We start from the raw sequence: 17,870 nt of genomic DNA, 5'->3' as shown, positions 1-17,870 counted from the left end.
GTGTAACACGACACGACGACAATGGCCGCTGTGGTGAAGTACCCCGGCGGCGTCGAAGATGTTCAGGTGATCAGTGACGGTTCGCCCTCCGCCCCGGCCCCCGACGCCGAACGGCTCCGGCTCGCCCAGGCCGACGCCGGGGAGCAGGACTGGCGCGCATGGGGTCCCTATCTGTCCGAGCGGGCCTGGGGGACGGTACGGGAGGACTACAGCGAGCACGGCACGGCCTGGGACTACTTTCCCCACGACCACGCGCGGTCCCGAGCCTACCGGTGGTCCGAGGACGGCATGGCGGGCGTGTGCGACGACCGGCAGACGTTCTGTTTCGCGCTCGCGTTGTGGAACGGGCGCGATCCGATCGTCAAGGAGCGGATGTTCGGCCTCGGTGGCGACGGCGGCAACCACGGCGAGGACGCCAAGGAGTACTGGTGGTACGAGGACTCCACGCCGACCCATTCCTGGATGCGGTGGCGTTACCACTACCCGCAGGCCGCCTTTCCGTACGACGAGCTGGTCGCGGTGAACGGCCTGCGGGGCCGGGACGACACGGAGTACGAGCTGGTCGACACCGGCATCTTCGACGACGACCGGTACTGGGCGGTGACCGTCGACTACGCCAAGGCCGGGCCGACCGACATGTGTGTCGTGGTGACCGTGGCCAACCGAGGCGACGAGGCCGACCGGCTGCACGTGCTGCCGCACCTGTGGTTCCGCAACACCTGGGCGTGGGGGCTGCCCGGCGGTGACCGGGTGCCCCGGATCGTCGGGTCCGGGCGGCGGCTGGTCGGCGAGCACTGGGTGCTCGGCCAGATCGTGCTGGAGGGCGACGGCGACCCGACCCCGCTGCTCTGCGACAACGACACCAACGCCGAGCGGCTGTGGGGGTTGCCGAGCCGCACCCCGTACCCGAAGGACGGCATCAACGACCACGTGGTCGACGGTGCGGAGACGGTCAACCCGCGCCGGGAGGGCACCAAGGGGGCGCTGCACTACGTGCTGGACGTGCCGGCCGGCGAGCAGCGGAGGATCCGGCTGCGGCTGACCCGTACGGCCCCACCGCCGGGTGGTGGCGAGCCGCCGCCCGCCGACCTGGGGGACGGCTTCGACGCGGTGGTGTGGGCCCGGCGTGCCGAGGCGAACCGGTTCTTCGACACGGTCATCCCGGCCAAGGCCAGCGCCGACGAGGCGTTGATCGCCCGGCAGGCCATCGCCGGGCTGATGTGGGGCAAGCAGTTCTACCACTTCGACGTCAAACGGTGGCTGGAGGGCGACCCCGGCTCGACCCCGCCGGCCGGTCGACGGCACGGGCGCAACAGCCACTGGTGGCACATGACCAGCTTCGACGTGATCTCCATGCCGGACCCGTGGGAGTACCCGTGGTACGCCGCCTGGGATCTGGCCTTCCACTGCGTGAGCATCGCCCGGGTCGACCCCGGCTTCGCCAAGGAGCAGTTGCTGCTCCTGCTGCGGGAGTGGTACCTGCATCCCAACGGGCAGATCCCGGCGTACGAGTGGGCCTTCGGCGACGTCAACCCGCCGGTGCACGCCTGGGCGGCGTTGAAGGTGTTCGAGATCGACGGCCGCCGGGACCACGACTTCCTGGCCCGGGTGATGCACAAGCTGCTGATGAACTTCACCTGGTGGGTCAACCGCAAGGACACCGGCGGCAACAACGTCTTCGAAGGCGGGTTCCTCGGGCTGGACAACGTCGGCCCCTTCGACCGCTCGGCCGCGTTGCCGGTCGCCGGGGTGCTGGAGCAGTCCGACGGCACCGGCTGGATGGCGATGTACGCGCTGAATCTGCTGGACATCGCCATCGTGCTGGCCGAACACGACCGCACCTGGGTGGACACCGCGACGAAGTTCTTCGAGCACTTCGCCTACATCGCGGCGGCAGCGTACGACCAGGGGTTGTGGGACGACGAGGACGCCTTCTTCTACGACGTGCTGCGGCTGGCCGACGGCACGAAGGTGCCGTTGAAGGTGCGCTCGGTGGTGGGTCTGCTGCCGCTGGCCGCAGTGACCCGACTGTCGGCGCGGACCCTGCGGCGGCTGCCGGAGCTGGGCGCCCGCCTGCGGTGGTTCCTGACCAACCGGCCCGAGTACGCCTCGGTGGTCGGCGGACGACGTCTCGGCCCGGACGGACGCCAGCAGCGGCTGTTGTCCATGTGCGGTCAGGAGCAGGTGATCCGGCTGCTCGCCCGGATGTTGGACACCGACGAGTTCCTCTCCGAGTACGGGCTGCGTACGCTGTCCCGCGCCCACCTGGACAAGCCGTTCGCGGTGACGTTGGGCGGGCAGGAGTTCTGCGTCGGCTACGAGCCGGCCGAGTCGACCAGCGGCCTGTTCGGCGGCAACTCGAACTGGCGTGGTCCGATCTGGATGCCGACGAATTTCCTGCTGATCAGCGCGTTACGGGACTACGCCGCGTACTTCGGCGACGACCTCCAGGTGGAGTATCCGACCCGGTCCGGGGTGAAGCGGACCCTCGACGAGATCGCCGACGACCTGTCGGCCCGGTTGATCGCGCTGTTCACCCGCGACGGCTGGGGCCGTCGGCCGATCTACGGTGCGGCGCAGTTGTTCCAGACCCACCCGGACTGGCGTGACCTGATCGCGTTCCCGGAGTACTTCCACGGCGACAACGGTGCCGGTCTGGGCGCCTGGCACCAGACGGGCTGGACCGCCCTGGTCGCCGACCTCATCCTCACCCTGCGCCGCTGACCCGGTATCCGCCTTCAGTCGCCAATCCGTCGCGACGCGATGACCCTGAGTGAGGTGGGGCTAGCATCGGCGACGTGTCCGGAGCAGACGAACCAGACACCGGGCGGGACGGCGACGCGATCGTGGCCACCGCCTGGCAGCTGGCCGAGGCCGAGGGCCTGGCGGCGGTGACCACCCGCCGGCTCGCCGAACGGGCCGCCGTCGACCTCGGTGCCCTCTACCAGCGCTTCGCCGACCGGGAGGCGGTGGTCGCCGCCGTCGCGGTCCGGGGCTTCGCCGACCTGGCCGCCACGCTGACCGCCGCACGGACGTCGGTGGACCGGCCGACCGAGGTCTGGCCGGCGGTGATGGCCGCCTACCTCGATTTCGCGTACGCGAACCCCGAGGTCTATGACGCGATGTTCTCTCACACGCCGGAGCTGACCCTCGGCGCGGAGCAGGTTCCCGAGACGGTGGCGGCCACCTTCGGGGAACTACGCTCCGCGCTGACACCCCTGGCCGCCGGCCGTGACGTCGACACCCTCGCCGAGCTGGGTTGGAGCGTGCTGCACGGCCTGGTGATGCTCACCCGGGGCGGCCGCCTGCGCCCCGAGGCCCAGGACCACCGCGAACACCTGCTCAGCAAAGACCTCTTCCGTCCCCACCCCTCGTCCCGGTGATCAAGAAGTTTGCGTCTGCTTTCGCGACCCGGGACGACGCAAACTTCTTGATCAACCGGCTGGGGTGGGTGACGCGCCGTTCGAGTGGAGAGGAGGTCAGAACCTGACCCGACGATCGTCTGCATTCCAGTGACCCGACATGCCGATACGGCAGTCACTGGAATGCAGACGATCAAAGGATTATTCGGTCGTCGGTCCGCTGCTGTTGACCAAGGGTGAGCGCGAGGAACAGCAGCGCAAGCTGGACGCGTGCGGGCTGCTGCGCCACTTCTGATCACCGTCGGCGACGACGTCGCCCGTCGGGTCAGGGCCGGAGCCACACACTCCGGCCCTGACCCGGCCTGGTCAGCCCGGTGCGACGTCGATCAGGTGGTCTCGCCGCGCACGATGGCGACCGCCACTCGGCAGAACTCGTCCATGTCGGGTTCGAACCCGGCCGCGATGTCGGGGTGCAACCCGGCGCGTGTCTCGTCGAGTAGCCGCTGGCACACCTGCTCCACCGGCTCACCGGAATAACTGTCGCGGACTCGATCGGCCGCCGCCTGAAGGGCAGAGGTCAGCTGCTCCTCCAGCGGCCCGCGCAGCTTCTCCTGCACCGGGTCACGGGGTTCCAGCGTGACATGTGGCTCCGACATCGGCGCTCCCTTCGTCGGCGGCTGCGGTACCCCACCGCTGCTGTCGGTCAAACCCCGTCCGGTACGGCGGCGACGCGTACCTGGTACGAGAACTCCTCGGCCGGTTGTTCCAGGTAGGACAACCGGCGGATCTGCTTGTCGTCGCCGTAGAGGGCGACGTCGACCAGCACGCCGAGGTGGGCCAGGCCGATGCTGGAGACCCGCTTCTTGTCCTGGAGCACCGCGCACACCCCGCCCAGCAGGGTGCTGGCGTCGGAAGTACGGTGCCCGGGCGGACAACGCAACGTCAGGTCGACCTCGATCGGGCCGGACAGCGGCGTCCAGCCTGTCTCCTGCGCGGCCGCGCAGGCGGCTTGGAGCAGGGCGCGTACCCTCGTCGCCTGCCGATGTCCGGCGGCGAAGATGGACAATGCTTCGGTTTTGACCGGTGGCAGGCCGCTCACCTCGAAGGTGAGGGTGAGAGCGCGGGTGTCCTGCACCACGGCGGCACCTCCTCGTTGGGGACGATCCTGCCCAACCGGAAGCCGGTGAGGGGCTGTTCCCGCGAGAACCAACCGATTGGACGGATCGGGGTCGGCCGGTGGCGTATCGACGGCGACGGCGTACGCGCTGGCGACGATAAACGCTAGTGCACCTGACGGTCGCTCGGGTACCGCCTACGGGGTCGAACAGTGACTCGCCCGGCTCGATATCGATTTCCAACGCATCTGATGCGTCGACAAGGCGCACGGGAACTGCTTACGAGAGGCGCGTGATGCGACAACCTGACTCGGACGAAGAAGGCATTGGCGGGCGGGTTTTCATTACTCGCAGTAATTGTTGCGGTAGTGCTCGACCTCGGAATTCAAATGAGACGCAGCGAAGTTCCACCGGGTTAGGGCCAGGGGGGATAGCGAGCGTGATCCGGACCACTCGACCGGATGTTTGAGTCGTCTCATCCTGGTGAGGTTTCGCGGCTTCGCAGCTAGGGCAGTGATGCAGCCAGCGGTGTTGGGGGCGGTGACCAGCTGGTCACCGCCCTGAGCGTTCCGCCGTGCGCCGGGGCACGGAGCCTTCCCGGCGTTGCCCACGTGCGAGGGGGAGGGTCATGGGCGAATGGCCAGGAGTACACCGGGCTCGACGTGCTGCCTCAGGGCGCAGCGGAGGTCGACATGAGCACGCGTGACCAGGTCCCGACCCGTCGTCGGGGCCGCGTCCGCGCGGCGGCGACGGCCGCGGCGCTGACGTTGGTGGCGCCGATGGCGGCTTGTGCCTCCGGCGGCGACGGCGGGATACCCACGATCAACCTTTACTACCCGCCGGAGCAGAACCTCCAGCAGGTGGTCGACCGGTGCAACACCGAGGCGGACGGGCGGTACCGCATCGTCAACCGGGTGCTGCCGCGCGAGGCCGACGAGCAGCGGGTGCAGTTGGTGCGCCGGCTCGCCGCCTCCGACGACGGCATGGACGTGCTCGGTCTCGACGTGACCTGGACCCAGGAGTTCGCCGGCGCGAACTGGATCCGGGAATGGACCGGTCAGGACCGCGCCGAGGTGGAGGAGGGCACTCTCGAAGGCCCGCTGGAGACCGCCCGGTACGAGGACAAGCTCTACGCCGCGCCGAAGAACACCAACGTCCAGCTGCTGTGGTACCGCAAGGACCTGGTGCCCGAGCCACCGGCCACCTGGGACGAGATGATCTCGACGGCGCAGCAGCTGCGGGAGCAGGGCAAGCCGCACCAGGTGCTCACCATGGGCGCCCAGTACGAGGGGCTCGTGGTGCTCTACAACACCCTCGTAGCCAGCGCTGGCGGCAACATCCTCAACGACGACGGCACCGAGGCGTTGGTGGACGAGGGCGCCGTGCGGGCGCTGGAGGTGTTGCGCAACTTCGCCACCTCCGGGGTGACCTCACCGTCGTTCAGCAACGCCACCGAGGACCCGGTGCGGTTGGAGTTCCAGAACGGCAGCGGCGCGTTCCAGGTGAACTGGCCCTTCGTCTATCCGGCGATGCAGGAGGCCAACCCCGAGCTGGCCGAGAAGGTCGCCTGGGCGCGGGTGCCCGGCGTCGACGCGGACACCCCGGGCCGGGTCACCATCGGCGGGATCAACCTCGCCGTCAGCCGGTACTCGCCGCACCCGGAGGAGTCCTTCGAGGCGGCCCGCTGCCTGCGTAACGCGGAGAACCAGAAGTTCTCCGCGATCAACGACGGGGTGCCGCCGACCATCGAGAGCGTCTACGACGACCCGGAGATGGAGGAGGCGTACCCGATGAAGGAGACCATCCTCGAACAGCTGCGGGATCCGGCGGTGCGGCCGTTGACCCCGGCGTACCAGAGCATCTCCACCGTGACCTCGGCGATCCTGTCGCCGCCGTCGGCGATCGACCCGGAGTCGACCGCCGAGGAACTGCGCGAGGCGGTCGCCGCCGCGCTGGAGTCGAGGGGAGTCCTGCCGTGAGCGAGCGAAGCACCCCGGCCGGTGCGGACGTGGCCACCGACGCCACCCGCAGCGGCCGATCCGTGGCCGAGCCGGAGCGTCGACGCGGCAAGGCGCCGTTGAGTGAGAACAAGCGGGCCGAGCGTCGGCTGGGCTGGCTGCTCTGCGCCCCGGCCGCGCTGGTCATGCTGGCGGTGACCGCCTATCCGATCCTGTATTCGGTGTGGCTGTCGCTGCAACGCTACGACCTGCGTTTTCCCGCCGAGCGGGAGTTCATCGGGTTGCAGAACTACGCCACGGTGCTGACCAACGAGTTCTGGTGGACGGCGTTCGGGGTGACCATGCTGATCACGGTGGTCACCGTGGCCGTGGAGCTGGTGCTCGGCATGGGGCTGGCGCTGATCATGCACCGTACGCTGATCGGGCGCGGCATCGTGCGGACCTCGGCGCTGATCCCGTACGGCATCGTCACGGTGGTGGCCGCCTTCTCCTGGCGGTACGCGTGGACGCCCGGCACCGGGTATCTGGCCAACCTCTTCTCCGACGGGGCGCCACTGACCGAGCGGGCCAGCTCGCTGGCGATCATCATGCTGGCGGAGATCTGGAAGACCACGCCGTTCATGGCGTTGCTGCTGATGGCGGGTCTGGCGTTGGTGCCGGAGGATCTGCTCAAGGCGGCCTCCACCGACGGCGCGACCGCCTGGCAGCGGTTCACCAAGGTGATGCTGCCGGTGATGAAGCCGGCGATCCTGGTGGCGCTGCTGTTCCGCACCCTGGACGCGTTCCGGGTCTTCGACAACATCTACGTGCTCACGTCGGGGGCCAACGAGACCTCGTCGGTGTCGATGATCGCCTACAACAACCTGATCCGGGGTCTGAACCTCGGCATCGGGTCGACGATGTCGGTGCTGATCTTCATCACGGTGGCGATCATCGCGTTCGTCTTCGTGAAGCTGTTCGGTACCGCTGCCCCGGGCAGCGACGACGGAGAGAGGCGCTGACATGGCTGACACCACCACCCGGGCCAAGGCGCGCTGGGGGCTGCTGGACCTCGCCGTGGTCGTGTTCGCGCTGACCCCGGTGCTGTGGATCATGTCGCTGTCGTTCAAGACGCCGGCGACGTTGACCGACGGCAAGTTCATCCCACGCGAGTGGACCCTGGAGAACTACCGGACGATCTTCGCCACCGACCAGTTCGTCCGGGCGCTGGTCAACTCCATCGGCATCGCGCTGATCGCCACCACCATCGCCGTCGTGCTCGGTGCGATGGCCGCGTACGCGATCTCGCGGTTGGACTTCCCCGGGAAGCGGCTGCTGATCGGCGTCTCCCTGCTGATCGCGATGTTCCCGCAGGTGTCGCTGGTCTCGCCGCTGTTCGAGATCGAGCGGCAGCTCGGCCTCTTCGACACCTGGCCGGGGCTGATCCTGCCGTACATCACCTTCGCGCTGCCGTTGGCGATCTACACGCTGTCGGCGTTCTTCAAGCAGATCCCGTGGGATCTGGAGAAGGCCGCGAAGATGGACGGGGCCACCCAGGCGCAGGCGTTCCGGCGGGTGATCGCCCCGCTGGCGGCACCGGGCCTGTTCACCACGGCCATCCTGGTCTTCATCTTCTGCTGGAACGACTTCCTGTTCGCCATCTCGCTGACCTCCACCGAGCGGTCCCGCACGGTGCCGGTGGCGCTGTCGTTCTTCACCGGTGCCTCGCAGTTCGAGGACCCGACCGGCGCGATCTGCGCCGCCGCTGTGGTGATCACGGTGCCGATCATCCTGTTCGTGCTGTTCTTCCAGCGTCGCATCGTCTCCGGCCTGACCTCCGGCGCCGTCAAGGGATAGGTGAGTACTCGTGGCTGACATCGTGCTCGACAAGGTGAGCAAGAAGTTCCCGGACGGCACCACGGCGGTGCGGGACGTCGACCTGGAGATCGCCGACGGCGAGTTCGTCATCCTGGTCGGCCCCTCCGGCTGCGGCAAGTCCACCACGCTCAACATGATCGCCGGCTTGGAGGACATCAGCTCCGGTGAGCTGCGCATCGGCGGGGAGCGGGTCAACGACAAGGCCCCCCGGGACCGGGACATCGCCATGGTGTTCCAGTCGTACGCGCTGTACCCGAACATGACCGTCCGGGAGAACATGGCGTTCCCGCTGCGGCTGGCGAAGCTCGACCGGGCCACCATCGACCAGAAGGTCGAGGAGGCGGCCAAGGTCCTGGAGCTGACTCCGTTGCTGGACCGCAAGCCGGCGAACCTCTCCGGTGGGCAGCGGCAGCGGGTGGCGATGGGCCGGGCGATCGTCCGGCAGCCCAAGGCGTTCCTGATGGACGAGCCGCTGTCCAACCTGGACGCCAAGCTGCGGGTGCAGATGCGGACCGTGGTGTCCCGGTTGCAGAAGCAGCTCGCCACCACCACCGTCTACGTCACCCACGACCAGACCGAGGCGATGACCCTCGGCGACCGCGTGGTGATCATGCGGGGTGGCGCGATCCAGCAGGTCGGCCCGCCGCAGGAGCTGTACGACCACCCGACCAACCTCTTCGTGGCCGGCTTCATCGGCTCACCGTCGATGAACTTCCTGACCGCCACGGTCGAGGAGGGCAGGCTGCGTACCGCCCTGGGTGACATGCCGATCGGCGACCGGATCCGCCGCGAGCTGGAAAGCGCGGACGCCCCTCGGGAACTGATCCTCGGCATCCGTCCCGAGCACTTCGAGGACGCCGAGCTGATCGACGACGAGGCCCGCCGTCGGGGCATGGAGTTCACCGCGCCGGTGGACATCGTCGAGTCGATGGGCTCGGACAAGTACGTCTACCTCGGCGTCGAGGGCGAGCGGGCCACCTCGGCCGAGCTGGAGGAGTTGGCCGCCGACGCGGGCGCGGCCGACTTCAGTGGTGCCGGGTCGAACCTCGTCACCCGGTTGTCGGCGGAGTCGACCGTCACCGAGGGGGAGGACCGGCGGGTCTGGTTCAACCTGGAGAAGATCCACCTGTTCGACCCGTCGGACGGCCGCAATCTGACCCTGCACGAGGGCCGCGCCGCCGGGGCCCTCGCCGACTGAGCCGACTGACCGGTCGCGACGACCAAGTGGGTACATCTGTTGTCGCTGGGACGACAACAGATGTACCCACGACCGGGTCAGTGTGAGTGGCGGGGCACCGCGCTGCCGCTGCCACCGACCAGGAAGTCCAGATCCGCGCCCGTGTCGGCCTGCTGGACGTGCTCGCTGTACAGGCGTACCCAGCCCCGCTTGGCCACCAGCGGCGGCGGCTGCCAGGCGGCGCGGCGGTGCGCCAGTTCCGCCTCGTCGACCAGCAGGTCCAGTCGGCGCGCCGGGACGTCGAGGTGCACCAGGTCGCCGGTGCGTACCAGCGCCAGGGGGCCGCCCACCGACGCCTCCGGCGCCACGTGCAGCACACAGGTGCCGTACCCGGTGCCACTCATCCGGGCGTCGGAGATCCGGACCATGTCGGTGACGCCGGCGGCGAGCAGCCGTCGGGGCATCGGCACGTTGCCCACCTCCGGGAAACCCGGGTAGCCGCGTGGCCCGGCGTTGCGTACCACGATGACCGTGTCGGCCGTGACGTCGAGATCCGGGTCGTCGGCGGCGACGGCGTAGTCCTCGATCCGGTCGAAGACGAGCGCCGGACCGGTGTGCGTGAGCAGGTGCGCCGAGGCGGCGGAGACCTTCAGCACCGCCCCGGACGGCGCGAGTGACCCTCGCAGCACGACGGTGCCGGAGCCGGCGGGCTGGAAGGGCTCGGCGAGGGTGCCGATGACCTGCCGGTTCCAGCACTGGACACCGTCGATGGTGTCGGCCACGCTTTTTCCGCTCACCGTGACGTGGTCAAGGTGCAGCAGCGGGGCGATCTCCTTCATCACCGCCGGCACGCCGCCCGCGTACGCGAAGTCCTCCATGAGGTATCGGCCGGACGGCATCAGGTTGACGAGCATCGGAACGTCGGCGGTGAGCGTGTCGAAGTCGTCGAGCGACAGGGGGACACCGACGCGTCCGGCGATGGCGAGCAGGTGTACGACGGCGTTGGTGGAGCCACCGATCGCGGCGTTGACCCGGATGGCGTTCTCGAACGCCTGACGGGTGAGCACCGTGGACAGCCGCTGGTCCTGTTCGACCATGGTGACGATCCGCCGCCCGGCGGCGTGTGCGAGCGCGTACCTGCGCGAGTCGACCGCCGGGACCGCTGCGGCCCCGGGCAGTTGGACGCCCAACGCCTCGGTCACGCAGGCCATCGTGGAGGCGGTACCCATGGTCATGCAGTGCCCCCGGCTGCGGGACATGCAGACCTCCGCCTCCGCGCAGTCGGCCACGCTCATCCGCCCGGCCCGCAGTTCCTCGGTGAAGCGCCAGACGTCGGTGCCCGATCCGATGTCCTGGCCCCGGAACTTGCCGTTCAGCATCGGACCACCGGTGATCATGAGGCTGGGGAGGTCGACGCTGGCGGCACCCATCAGCAGCCCGGGTGTGGTCTTGTCGCAGCCGGAGATCAGCACCACGCCGTCGAGGGGGTTGGCCCGGACGAGTTCCTCCAGCTCCATCGCCAGCAGGTTGCGGTAGAGCATGGTGGTGGGCCGCATGAGCGGTTCGCCGAGGCTCATCGCCGGGAACTCCAGCGGCAGGCCGCCGCTCTCCCACACGCCCCGCTTCACCGATTCGGCCAGCTCGCTGAGGTGGGCGTTGCACGGGGTCAGCTCCGACCAGGTGGTGGCGATGCCGATCACCGGGCGACCGTCGAAGACGTCGTCGGCGAACCCCTGGTTACGCATCCAGGATCGATGGATGAACCCGTTGCGGCCCTCGGCACCGAACCACTGGGCGCTGCGCAGTGGTCGACTCGTCATCGACATCGGCACACCTTTCTGTCAACCGTGGCTGTCCGACCCGGGTGCAAGCCGTCCGTCGACTCGCCGGGGGATGGCGGTGTACTCGTCGCGCAGTTCCTCGGGTAGGAGCCATTCCGGGGCGTCCTGCCACGCCATTGGGCGCAGGAAACGTCGGATCGCGGTGGCACCCACCGAGGTGTGCACGGCGTTCGTCGACGGCCAGGGCCCACCGTGGTGCTGGGCCCAGGACACCCGGACACCGGTGGGGTAACCGTCGAAGACGAGGCGACCGGCGCGGGCCGCGAGCACGTCGGCCAGCCTGCGGACGACGTCGGGGTGGTCGCTCGGCCCCCGGTGCACCGACCCGGTCAGCGACGGCGGCACGACGGCCAATGCGGCGTCGAGGTCGGCGACGTCGCGGTAGCGGACCACGACCAGGAGCGGGCCGAAGCACTCCTCGGCGATCTCGGCGGTCAGGCCCGGCAGGTCGACCTCCAGCAGCGTCGGCGCGACGGTGAAACCCGCGCCCGCGTCGATCGGGGGGCGCGCCGCGAGGCGGGCACCGGCCCGCTGGAGGGATTCGGCCCCCTGCTCGTACGCGTCCCGGATGCGCCGGTTCAGCAGGACCACCCCGCCGGACGCGGTGACCTTGTCCCGGAGCGCCTCGACCAGCCGGTCACCGGCCGCATCGGACGCGACGAACGCCAACCCGGGCTTGGTGCACAGTTGACCGCCCGACCCGGTGAAGGAGGCGTACAGCCCGTCGGCGATCTGCTCGGCCCGGCTGGCGGCTGCCCCGGGCAGGACGACGATCGGGTTCACGCTGCCCATCTCGGCGTAGAGCGGCACCGGGTCGGCGCGTTCGTCGATGGCCGCCCCGATGGCGCGGGCGGCACTGGCCGAGCCGGTCAGGGCGACCGCCCGGATCGCCGGGTGGCGCACCAGCGCGAGACCGGCCTGTTCCCCGTACACGATCGAGGTGACCCCGGCGGGCCCACCGGTGGAGCGGACGGCCGCCTCGATCGCGTCGGCGCTGGCACGTGACGTCAGGGGATGGGACGGGTGGGCCTTCACCACCGTGGGGCAACCGGCGGCGAGCGCCGAGGCGGTGTCGCCACCGGCGACGGAGAAGGCGAACGGGAAGTTGCTGGCACCGAAGACGGCCACCGGCCCGAGGGGCACCAACATCCGCCGTACGTCGGGGCCGGGCCCGATCGGTGTGTCGGCGGCGTGGTCGATGGCCGCCTCCAGGTACCCGCCGTCGCGCAGCACCGCCGCGAACATCCGGAACTGGACCGCCGCGCGGGTGAGTTCCGTGTCGAGTCGGGTGTGGCTGAGGCCGGTCTCGGCCTGCGCGGTGGCGACGAGGTTCTCACGGCGGGTACCCAGGGACGTGGCGATCGCCTCCAGCACCTGAGCCCTGCCGAGTCTGCCGAGGTCGGCCAGCCACTGATTCGCCCGGGACGCCTGACCGACGATCGTCTCCACACCGGACTCGTCGGTCTCGGTGAGATCCGTCGGGCGTGCTCGGCCGTCGCGCGGGTCGATGGTGGTGACGTTCACAGCAGTCCTCTCCTCGCCAGGTTGCCCATCAGGTCGCGGACGCCGAACCGCCAGGGCTCGCACCGCTCGGCGTGCTGCACCCGGTTGACCAGGGTGCCGAGCGCCGGGCAGCTGATCCGCACCACGTCGCCGATCTGGTGGGTGAAGCCCTCACCGGGGCGGTCCCGGTCCTGGGTGGGCGCGAACATGGTGCCGAGCAGCAGAACGGCACCGTCGGGGTACTGGTGGTGCGGGCCGATCAACTGCCGCACCAGCGCCTCCGGGTCGCGTGACATCCGGGCCATCTGCGAGGTCGCCGCCAGGTGGAAACCGTCCACCCCGTCGACCCGCAGGCCCACGTCGAGCGTGCGTACCCGGTCGAGCGGGAACCGGGTGTCGAACAGCCGGATCATCGGACCGAGGGCGCAGGAGGCGTTGTTGTCCTTCGCCCGGCCGAGCAGCAGCGCCGAGCGGCCCTCGACGTCCCGCAGGTTCACGTCGTTGCCGAGGGTGGCGCCGACGATCCGGCCGCTGGACTGGATGACGAGCGCGACCTCGGGTTCCGGGTTGTTCCAGGTGGACGCGGCGAGCACGCCGACCTGGACGGCGGTGCCGACGGCGGAGAGGACCTGTCCCTTGGTGAAGATCTCGGCGTCCGGCCCGATCCCCACCTCCAGGTACTGACTCCACAGCCCTTCCGCGATCAGCAGGTCCTTGAGTCGCTCCGCCTCCGCCGAGCCGGGGACCAGGCTGTGCAGGTCGGCACCGAGGTCGGCGAGCATCCGGTGACGGATGTCCGCGGCGAGCGTCAGGTCGCCCCGGGCCCGTTCCTCGATGACGCGTTCGATCAGCGAGACGGGGAAGGTCACCCCAGCGGCCTTGAGCGCGTGCAGGTCGACCGGGGCGAGCAGTCGGGGTCGGGCGCGGTCCGGGTGCGGGGAGCCGGTGTTGGTGAGGATCTCGGCGAAACCGCCGACCCGGGGACCGTCCAGTTCGGCCACCGTGGTGGCGGGGTCGGGCAGCTCGCAGACGTCCCGCACGGTCGGGAAGTGGTGGCTGAGGTCGATCACCTCGCCGTCGCGGACGGTCACGGGTGAGGGCCCGTCGACGGTCGGATCCCAGATCCGACCGATGAGGACGCTGTGGTCGACGTCGTCCGGCAACGCCTCGGCGGCGGTGCCGAACCAGGGCTCCTGGCTCATGGTCACTCTCCCCGCGACAGGTCAGAGTCGCCGAGCTGGAAATCTGCAACGATCGTAGCGCTATGTGCAACGACGTCAAGGGCGTGTTGCGTCAGGCGCGGAGTGGCATTGCATATGATGCAACCAATGCGCGCTGAGCTGCCGTGGAGGGAAGCAACGTCGTGTCGCAATCGATTCGCCGCGCGGTCGACCTGATCCGCCGCACCGCGCAGTCCCCGCTGTCACTCACCGAGGCGGCGGAGGTGCTGGGCGTCCACAAGTCCACCGCCCTGCGGATCCTCCACACACTCGAAGCGGAGCGCTTCGTCCGCCGGACCGGTGCCGGGAGCTACGTGCTCGGCAGCGGCATCATCGAGCTGTCGGAACTCGCCCTCGGCTCGATGGACCTGCGCCAGTTCGCCGCCGCGCCGCTGCGGGCGCTCCAGCGCCAGACCGGCCACACCGTGCACCTGGCGCAGCTCACCGGCGACGAGATCATCTACATCGACAAGGTGGACAGCCCGGCCTTCGACGCGGTCAAGCTGCCGTCGCGGATCGGGCGTGCGGTCTCCAGCTACGCCAGCGCCGTCGGCAAGGTCATCCTGGCGTACCTGCCCACGGAGGAACGCGACCGCCTGCTCTCCCACGTCGTCTTCGAGCGGTTCACCGACACCACGTACGCCGACCGCGAGGCCCTGGAAGCCGAACTCGGCCGCATCCGGGAGCAGGGCTGGGCCGTCGACAACGGCGAGCACGACGCGTACGTGATGTGCGTGGCGGCGCCGATCAGAGATTCGCGCGGTCGGGTGATCGCCGCCGCCTCGATGACAGCGATCGAGGTCATCGCCAGCCTCGACCAGCTCAAGAGTGGTCTTCCCCTCCTGCTCGACACCGCGAACCAGATCTCCCGCGAGCTGGGCCACACCGCCGAGTCGGGCTGAACCGACGGCGGGTCGGGGGCGGGCCGCGTACGCCGCCGTCGGTCTCCGGGCCCGCCCCGGGCCCACGCCGGGGGAGGGCGCGGACCCGGGACGGGCGGCTAACCGGAGCGCACCGGCACCCAGTCGGTGAACCGCCGATGCAGGTCGGTCGGCGGCCTCCCGCCATCCGACGCGGCCAGTTGCTGGGCGGCCTCCTCCCGCAGGGTCACGAGGTAGACCATCAGGCCGGGCATGTTGCCCCGGTATCCGGCGAGCAGACTCAGCTTCGCCGGGGAACAGGGCCAGGCGATCCCGCACGCCCGGCAGCGCCAGGTCGGACGCGACGGCACGTGCTCGATCGGTCCGCCGCTCACCGGTACGCCCGCGCGGGACGCCGGCGGGGCGGATGCCGACGCGCGGCGTAGGGGACCGGTGCCACGTTCACCGGACGTAGCCCCTGCGGCATCACGAACAACTGTCGCTTCTGAGTCGCGTCGCCGTGCCGATCGAGCTGATAGCAGTCGATCCAGGTCCACCCGTGCGGCGGGTGCCGGTCGAGCAGCTCGCGGATCACCCGTACCAGGATCGGGTTGCCGAACTGCGGGGAGGCGTCCCGGGTCAGGAGGTACACGCCGGGGGTGAGCCGGGGCGTGCCGTCCTCGCGCGTCACCGGACATGGGCGCGGTCGGTAGGCCGGCCCGGCGCGGGTGCGACGTGGACGGGCTTCGGAACGGGCACGACGGACCTCCTCGGTCGGCACGGATCGGGGAGGGCCGCCCGAGAGTGCTCGCCCGTCGGGCGGCCCCGCGCGAGTCCCGTCGACGGGTGGTGCCACGCCGACGGGCTGCGCTGGTGACACTCTGGTATGGACACCACTACTCTCGGAAGGTGCTTCCGCTGTTCGGGCTGAGCTGGCGAAACGACCGCCGTCCCGGTGGCGACGCGGGTAGTTGACCTTCAAAGGTGGGGAGTCCTGAATGGCTGACATACCGAACCCCGTGGCCGCCTTCATCGTTGGCGAGATCCGCCGGGCGCGGGGCGCGGCGGGCATGACGCAGGAGGCGTTCGGGCGCGCCGCCGGGTTCAGCGCCTCCCACGTCAGCGCCGTCGAAGGTGGTACCCGGGCGGTGACGCTGGACTTCATCCGAGGAGCCGACCGCGCGCTGGGCAACGGTGGTCTCCTGGAGCGGCTGGCGACGAAACTCGGTGCACCCGCCTGGTTCCTGCCCTGGCTCGACGCCGAACGCAGCGCCACCCAGCTCCGCTACTTCGAACCCAACCTGATCCCCGGCCTGTTGCAGAGCGAGGCGTACGCCCGTGCCGTCCTACGGCTTGATCCCCGGCTGACCGATGACGAGGTGGATCGTCGGGTCGCCGGTCGGCTCGAACGGCAGGCGATCCTGACTCGGACGTCACCACCCCAGCTCGTCGTTGTCGTCGACGAGGGGGCGGTCCGTCGGGTCGGCGACGGGAGCGAGAAACAGATGGCTGAGCAGCTCTTGCACCTTGCCGCCTGCGCGGAGCGACCCAACATCAACGTCCACGTCATTCCAGCCGACGTGGGCCTTCACGCCGGGCTGTCCGGCCCGCTGTCCCTGGCGCACATGCCGGACGGCAGCTGGATCGGATACCTCGAAAACCAACTCGGCGGCGATGTCGTGCACCGGCCAGCTGACCTCGATACGCTCTTCCAACGGTGGGAGAGCGTCCGCACCGAAGCCCTGTCCCGGCGACAGTCCCTGGACCTCATCAAGGAAGCGGCGAACCAATGGATCTGAACGGCGCGCGATGGCGCAAGGCCACCCGCAGCGGCACCAGCGGCGGTAACTGTGTCGAGGTCGCCGACAACCTTCCTGGCGTCGTCGGGGTCCGCGACTCGAAGGACCCGACCGGTCCGGCGCTGACCTTCGCTCCGGCGGCGTGGCGTGCGTTCGTCGCCCAGGTCGCCGACCGGGCCTGAACGCACCGCCTTCCTGTCGCCGAGGTTCGAGGTTGACCTTGTCGTAGCGTCAATGTTTACCGTCGCTGGTCATGACGATCTCGGTGATGGACAGCGCCTCGGGGATGCGCCGCGTGTTGGCCGCGAGCCCGGACCAACGAGCGGACCTGGTACGCGAGATGTGGACGCCGATGGCGGGGATGTATCACTTCGTCCCCGGTGGCCTCGACCTGGCCGAGGTGCACCGACAGAACTTCGGGTTCGACTGGAACGGCCCGACCGGGCAGCTACAGGAGGGCCTGGACGCCCTGGTCGCCGCCGACGCGTGGACCCGCCTGACGAAGGCCCTCGACGCCGGGGCCGCAGCCCTGTGGTCCGCCGATCCCGACCTGGAGATCCCCGACCTGACCGTGCTGCTCGTGCTGGGCGATCCCACCAACGGCCACTTCCTCGACGAGGCGCAGGGACTGTCCGGGTTCGGCGGCATCAGCGGCTACATCGCCATCACCGTCTGGCCCACGCCACGCGTGCTCGACCGGCTGGAGGCGATCGCGGTGCACGAACTGCATCACAACGTGCGGTACTCGCCGGGCGGTGTCGACTGGGATCCGGGCACGGTGACCGTGGGCGAGCAGGTCATCTCCGAAGGGCTCGCGGACGTGTTCGCGGCCGAGCTGTACGGCGACGCGGGCTACACCCACTTCGTGAGCGAGCAGACGCGTACCGATGACGAGGTCCTGGCGAAGGTCGTGACCGGACTCGGTGTGACCGGGATGCAGAACTTCGCCGCCTGGGTGCACGGTGACGCCACCGCGCGGCTCTTCGGGGGCGAGCCGGTCGGTCTGCCGACCGGGGCCGGGTACGCGGCCGGTGCACGGATCGTCCAGGCGTACCTCGACGTCACCGGCACGACGGCGACGCAGGCCGTCCGTACTCCCACAGCCGACATCCTGCGCATCGCCCTGCCCCGGCTCGGCCGCAGCGCCGACGCGGGACACTGAGCGGATCGCGGCGGCG

The 17,870-nt window shown here is 69.8% G+C and carries 18 protein-coding genes; 11 read left to right on the top strand and 7 right to left on the bottom strand.

Annotated features, from left to right (window positions below):
* The first annotated feature begins 21 nt into the window (after positions 1-21).
* From FF096_RS14395 to FF096_RS27090, 3 genes are all read left to right on the top strand, one after another.
* Positions 22-2,724, top strand: a complete 2,703-nt coding sequence (locus FF096_RS14395) for a glucosidase (RefSeq protein ID WP_155218301.1) — start codon at positions 22-24, stop codon at positions 2,722-2,724.
* Positions 2,725-2,798: 74 nt separating this feature from the next.
* On the top strand, positions 2,799-3,383 hold the full coding sequence (locus FF096_RS27305) for a TetR/AcrR family transcriptional regulator (protein ID WP_309223300.1): 585 nt from the start codon (positions 2,799-2,801) through the stop codon (positions 3,381-3,383).
* Between the two features lie 139 nt (positions 3,384-3,522).
* Positions 3,523-3,657 (top strand): hypothetical protein, encoded by a 135-nt coding sequence (locus tag FF096_RS27090; RefSeq protein WP_255456646.1) that lies wholly within the window; start codon positions 3,523-3,525, stop codon positions 3,655-3,657.
* A 91-nt stretch (positions 3,658-3,748) separates the two neighbouring features.
* On the opposite strand, the gene FF096_RS14380 is transcribed toward FF096_RS27090, so the two are convergent.
* Together FF096_RS14380 and FF096_RS14375 are read right to left on the bottom strand one after the other, a co-directional pair.
* Positions 3,749-4,018, bottom strand: coding sequence for a hypothetical protein (locus tag FF096_RS14380; protein ID WP_155218299.1), 270 nt, complete (start codon positions 4,016-4,018; stop codon positions 3,749-3,751).
* 47 nt (positions 4,019-4,065) lie between these two features.
* Complete coding sequence (locus FF096_RS14375) at positions 4,066-4,497, bottom strand: hypothetical protein (protein WP_309223356.1); 432 nt, start codon at positions 4,495-4,497, stop codon at positions 4,066-4,068.
* Between the two features lie 672 nt (positions 4,498-5,169).
* Here FF096_RS14375 and FF096_RS14370 point away from each other — a divergent pair.
* From FF096_RS14370 to FF096_RS14355, 4 genes are read left to right on the top strand one after another with little or no spacing between them, the layout of a single operon-like run.
* A complete protein-coding gene (locus FF096_RS14370; RefSeq protein ID WP_155218297.1) occupies positions 5,170-6,456 on the top strand; it encodes an ABC transporter substrate-binding protein in 1,287 nt (428 codons plus the stop codon).
* Entirely contained in the window at positions 6,453-7,436 is a 984-nt protein-coding gene (locus tag FF096_RS14365) for a sugar ABC transporter permease (protein ID WP_309223299.1), read from the top strand. The genes FF096_RS14370 and FF096_RS14365 overlap by 4 nt, the downstream gene beginning before the upstream one ends.
* A gap of 1 nt (position 7,437) precedes the next feature.
* Positions 7,438-8,271, top strand: coding sequence for a carbohydrate ABC transporter permease (locus FF096_RS14360; protein ID WP_155218295.1), 834 nt, complete (start codon positions 7,438-7,440; stop codon positions 8,269-8,271).
* 10 nt (positions 8,272-8,281) lie between these two features.
* Positions 8,282-9,490 (top strand): sn-glycerol-3-phosphate ABC transporter ATP-binding protein UgpC, encoded by a 1,209-nt coding sequence (locus FF096_RS14355; protein WP_309223298.1) that lies wholly within the window; start codon positions 8,282-8,284, stop codon positions 9,488-9,490.
* Positions 9,491-9,567: 77 nt separating this feature from the next.
* Here FF096_RS14355 and FF096_RS14350 read toward each other — a convergent pair whose 3' ends face one another.
* From FF096_RS14350 to FF096_RS14340, 3 genes are read right to left on the bottom strand one after another with little or no spacing between them, the layout of a single operon-like run.
* Complete coding sequence (locus tag FF096_RS14350) at positions 9,568-11,295, bottom strand: IlvD/Edd family dehydratase (protein ID WP_155218294.1); 1,728 nt, start codon at positions 11,293-11,295, stop codon at positions 9,568-9,570.
* A gap of 15 nt (positions 11,296-11,310) precedes the next feature.
* Positions 11,311-12,834 (bottom strand): aldehyde dehydrogenase (NADP(+)), encoded by a 1,524-nt coding sequence (locus FF096_RS14345; RefSeq protein ID WP_309223297.1) that lies wholly within the window; start codon positions 12,832-12,834, stop codon positions 11,311-11,313.
* Positions 12,831-14,015: a fumarylacetoacetate hydrolase family protein gene (locus FF096_RS14340; protein ID WP_155218292.1), complete on the bottom strand. Its 1,185-nt coding sequence runs from the start codon at positions 14,013-14,015 to the stop codon at positions 12,831-12,833. The genes FF096_RS14345 and FF096_RS14340 overlap by 4 nt, the downstream gene beginning before the upstream one ends.
* Before the next feature lie 161 nt (positions 14,016-14,176).
* Between FF096_RS14340 and FF096_RS14335 the strand changes: the two genes are divergently transcribed.
* The gene (locus FF096_RS14335) at positions 14,177-14,935 is read left to right on the top strand and encodes an IclR family transcriptional regulator (RefSeq protein ID WP_155218290.1); all 759 of its coding nucleotides are present in this window, start codon (positions 14,177-14,179) and stop codon (positions 14,933-14,935) included.
* Between the two features lie 98 nt (positions 14,936-15,033).
* On the opposite strand, the gene FF096_RS14330 is transcribed toward FF096_RS14335, so the two are convergent.
* Entirely contained in the window at positions 15,034-15,288 is a 255-nt protein-coding gene (locus tag FF096_RS14330; RefSeq protein WP_230462610.1) for a flavin reductase, read from the bottom strand.
* Positions 15,285-15,584, bottom strand: a complete 300-nt coding sequence (locus FF096_RS14325) for a hypothetical protein (RefSeq protein WP_309223296.1) — start codon at positions 15,582-15,584, stop codon at positions 15,285-15,287. The genes FF096_RS14330 and FF096_RS14325 overlap by 4 nt, the downstream gene beginning before the upstream one ends.
* Before the next feature lie 307 nt (positions 15,585-15,891).
* Between FF096_RS14325 and FF096_RS14320 the strand changes: the two genes are divergently transcribed.
* The 3 genes from FF096_RS14320 to FF096_RS14310 all read left to right on the top strand — a co-directional run bounded on the left by FF096_RS14320 (position 15,892) and on the right by FF096_RS14310 (position 17,854).
* The gene (locus tag FF096_RS14320; protein ID WP_155218288.1) at positions 15,892-16,692 is read left to right on the top strand and encodes a helix-turn-helix transcriptional regulator; all 801 of its coding nucleotides are present in this window, start codon (positions 15,892-15,894) and stop codon (positions 16,690-16,692) included.
* Complete coding sequence (locus FF096_RS14315; RefSeq protein WP_155218286.1) at positions 16,683-16,874, top strand: DUF397 domain-containing protein; 192 nt, start codon at positions 16,683-16,685, stop codon at positions 16,872-16,874. Before FF096_RS14320 ends, FF096_RS14315 begins: the two co-directional genes overlap by 10 nt.
* Before the next feature lie 71 nt (positions 16,875-16,945).
* Positions 16,946-17,854 carry a DUF2268 domain-containing protein gene (locus FF096_RS14310; RefSeq protein ID WP_155218284.1) on the top strand — a complete coding sequence of 303 codons (909 nt, stop codon included), beginning with the start codon at positions 16,946-16,948 and terminating at the stop codon, positions 17,852-17,854.
* Positions 17,855-17,870: the final 16 nt, after the last annotated feature.

This window comes from Micromonospora sp. CP22 (assembly GCF_009712475.1).
GTDB lineage: Bacteria > Actinomycetota > Actinomycetes > Mycobacteriales > Micromonosporaceae > Micromonospora.
Note: the sequence above shows the minus strand (reverse complement) of the source record. Positions and strands in the feature narration are given on the sequence as shown.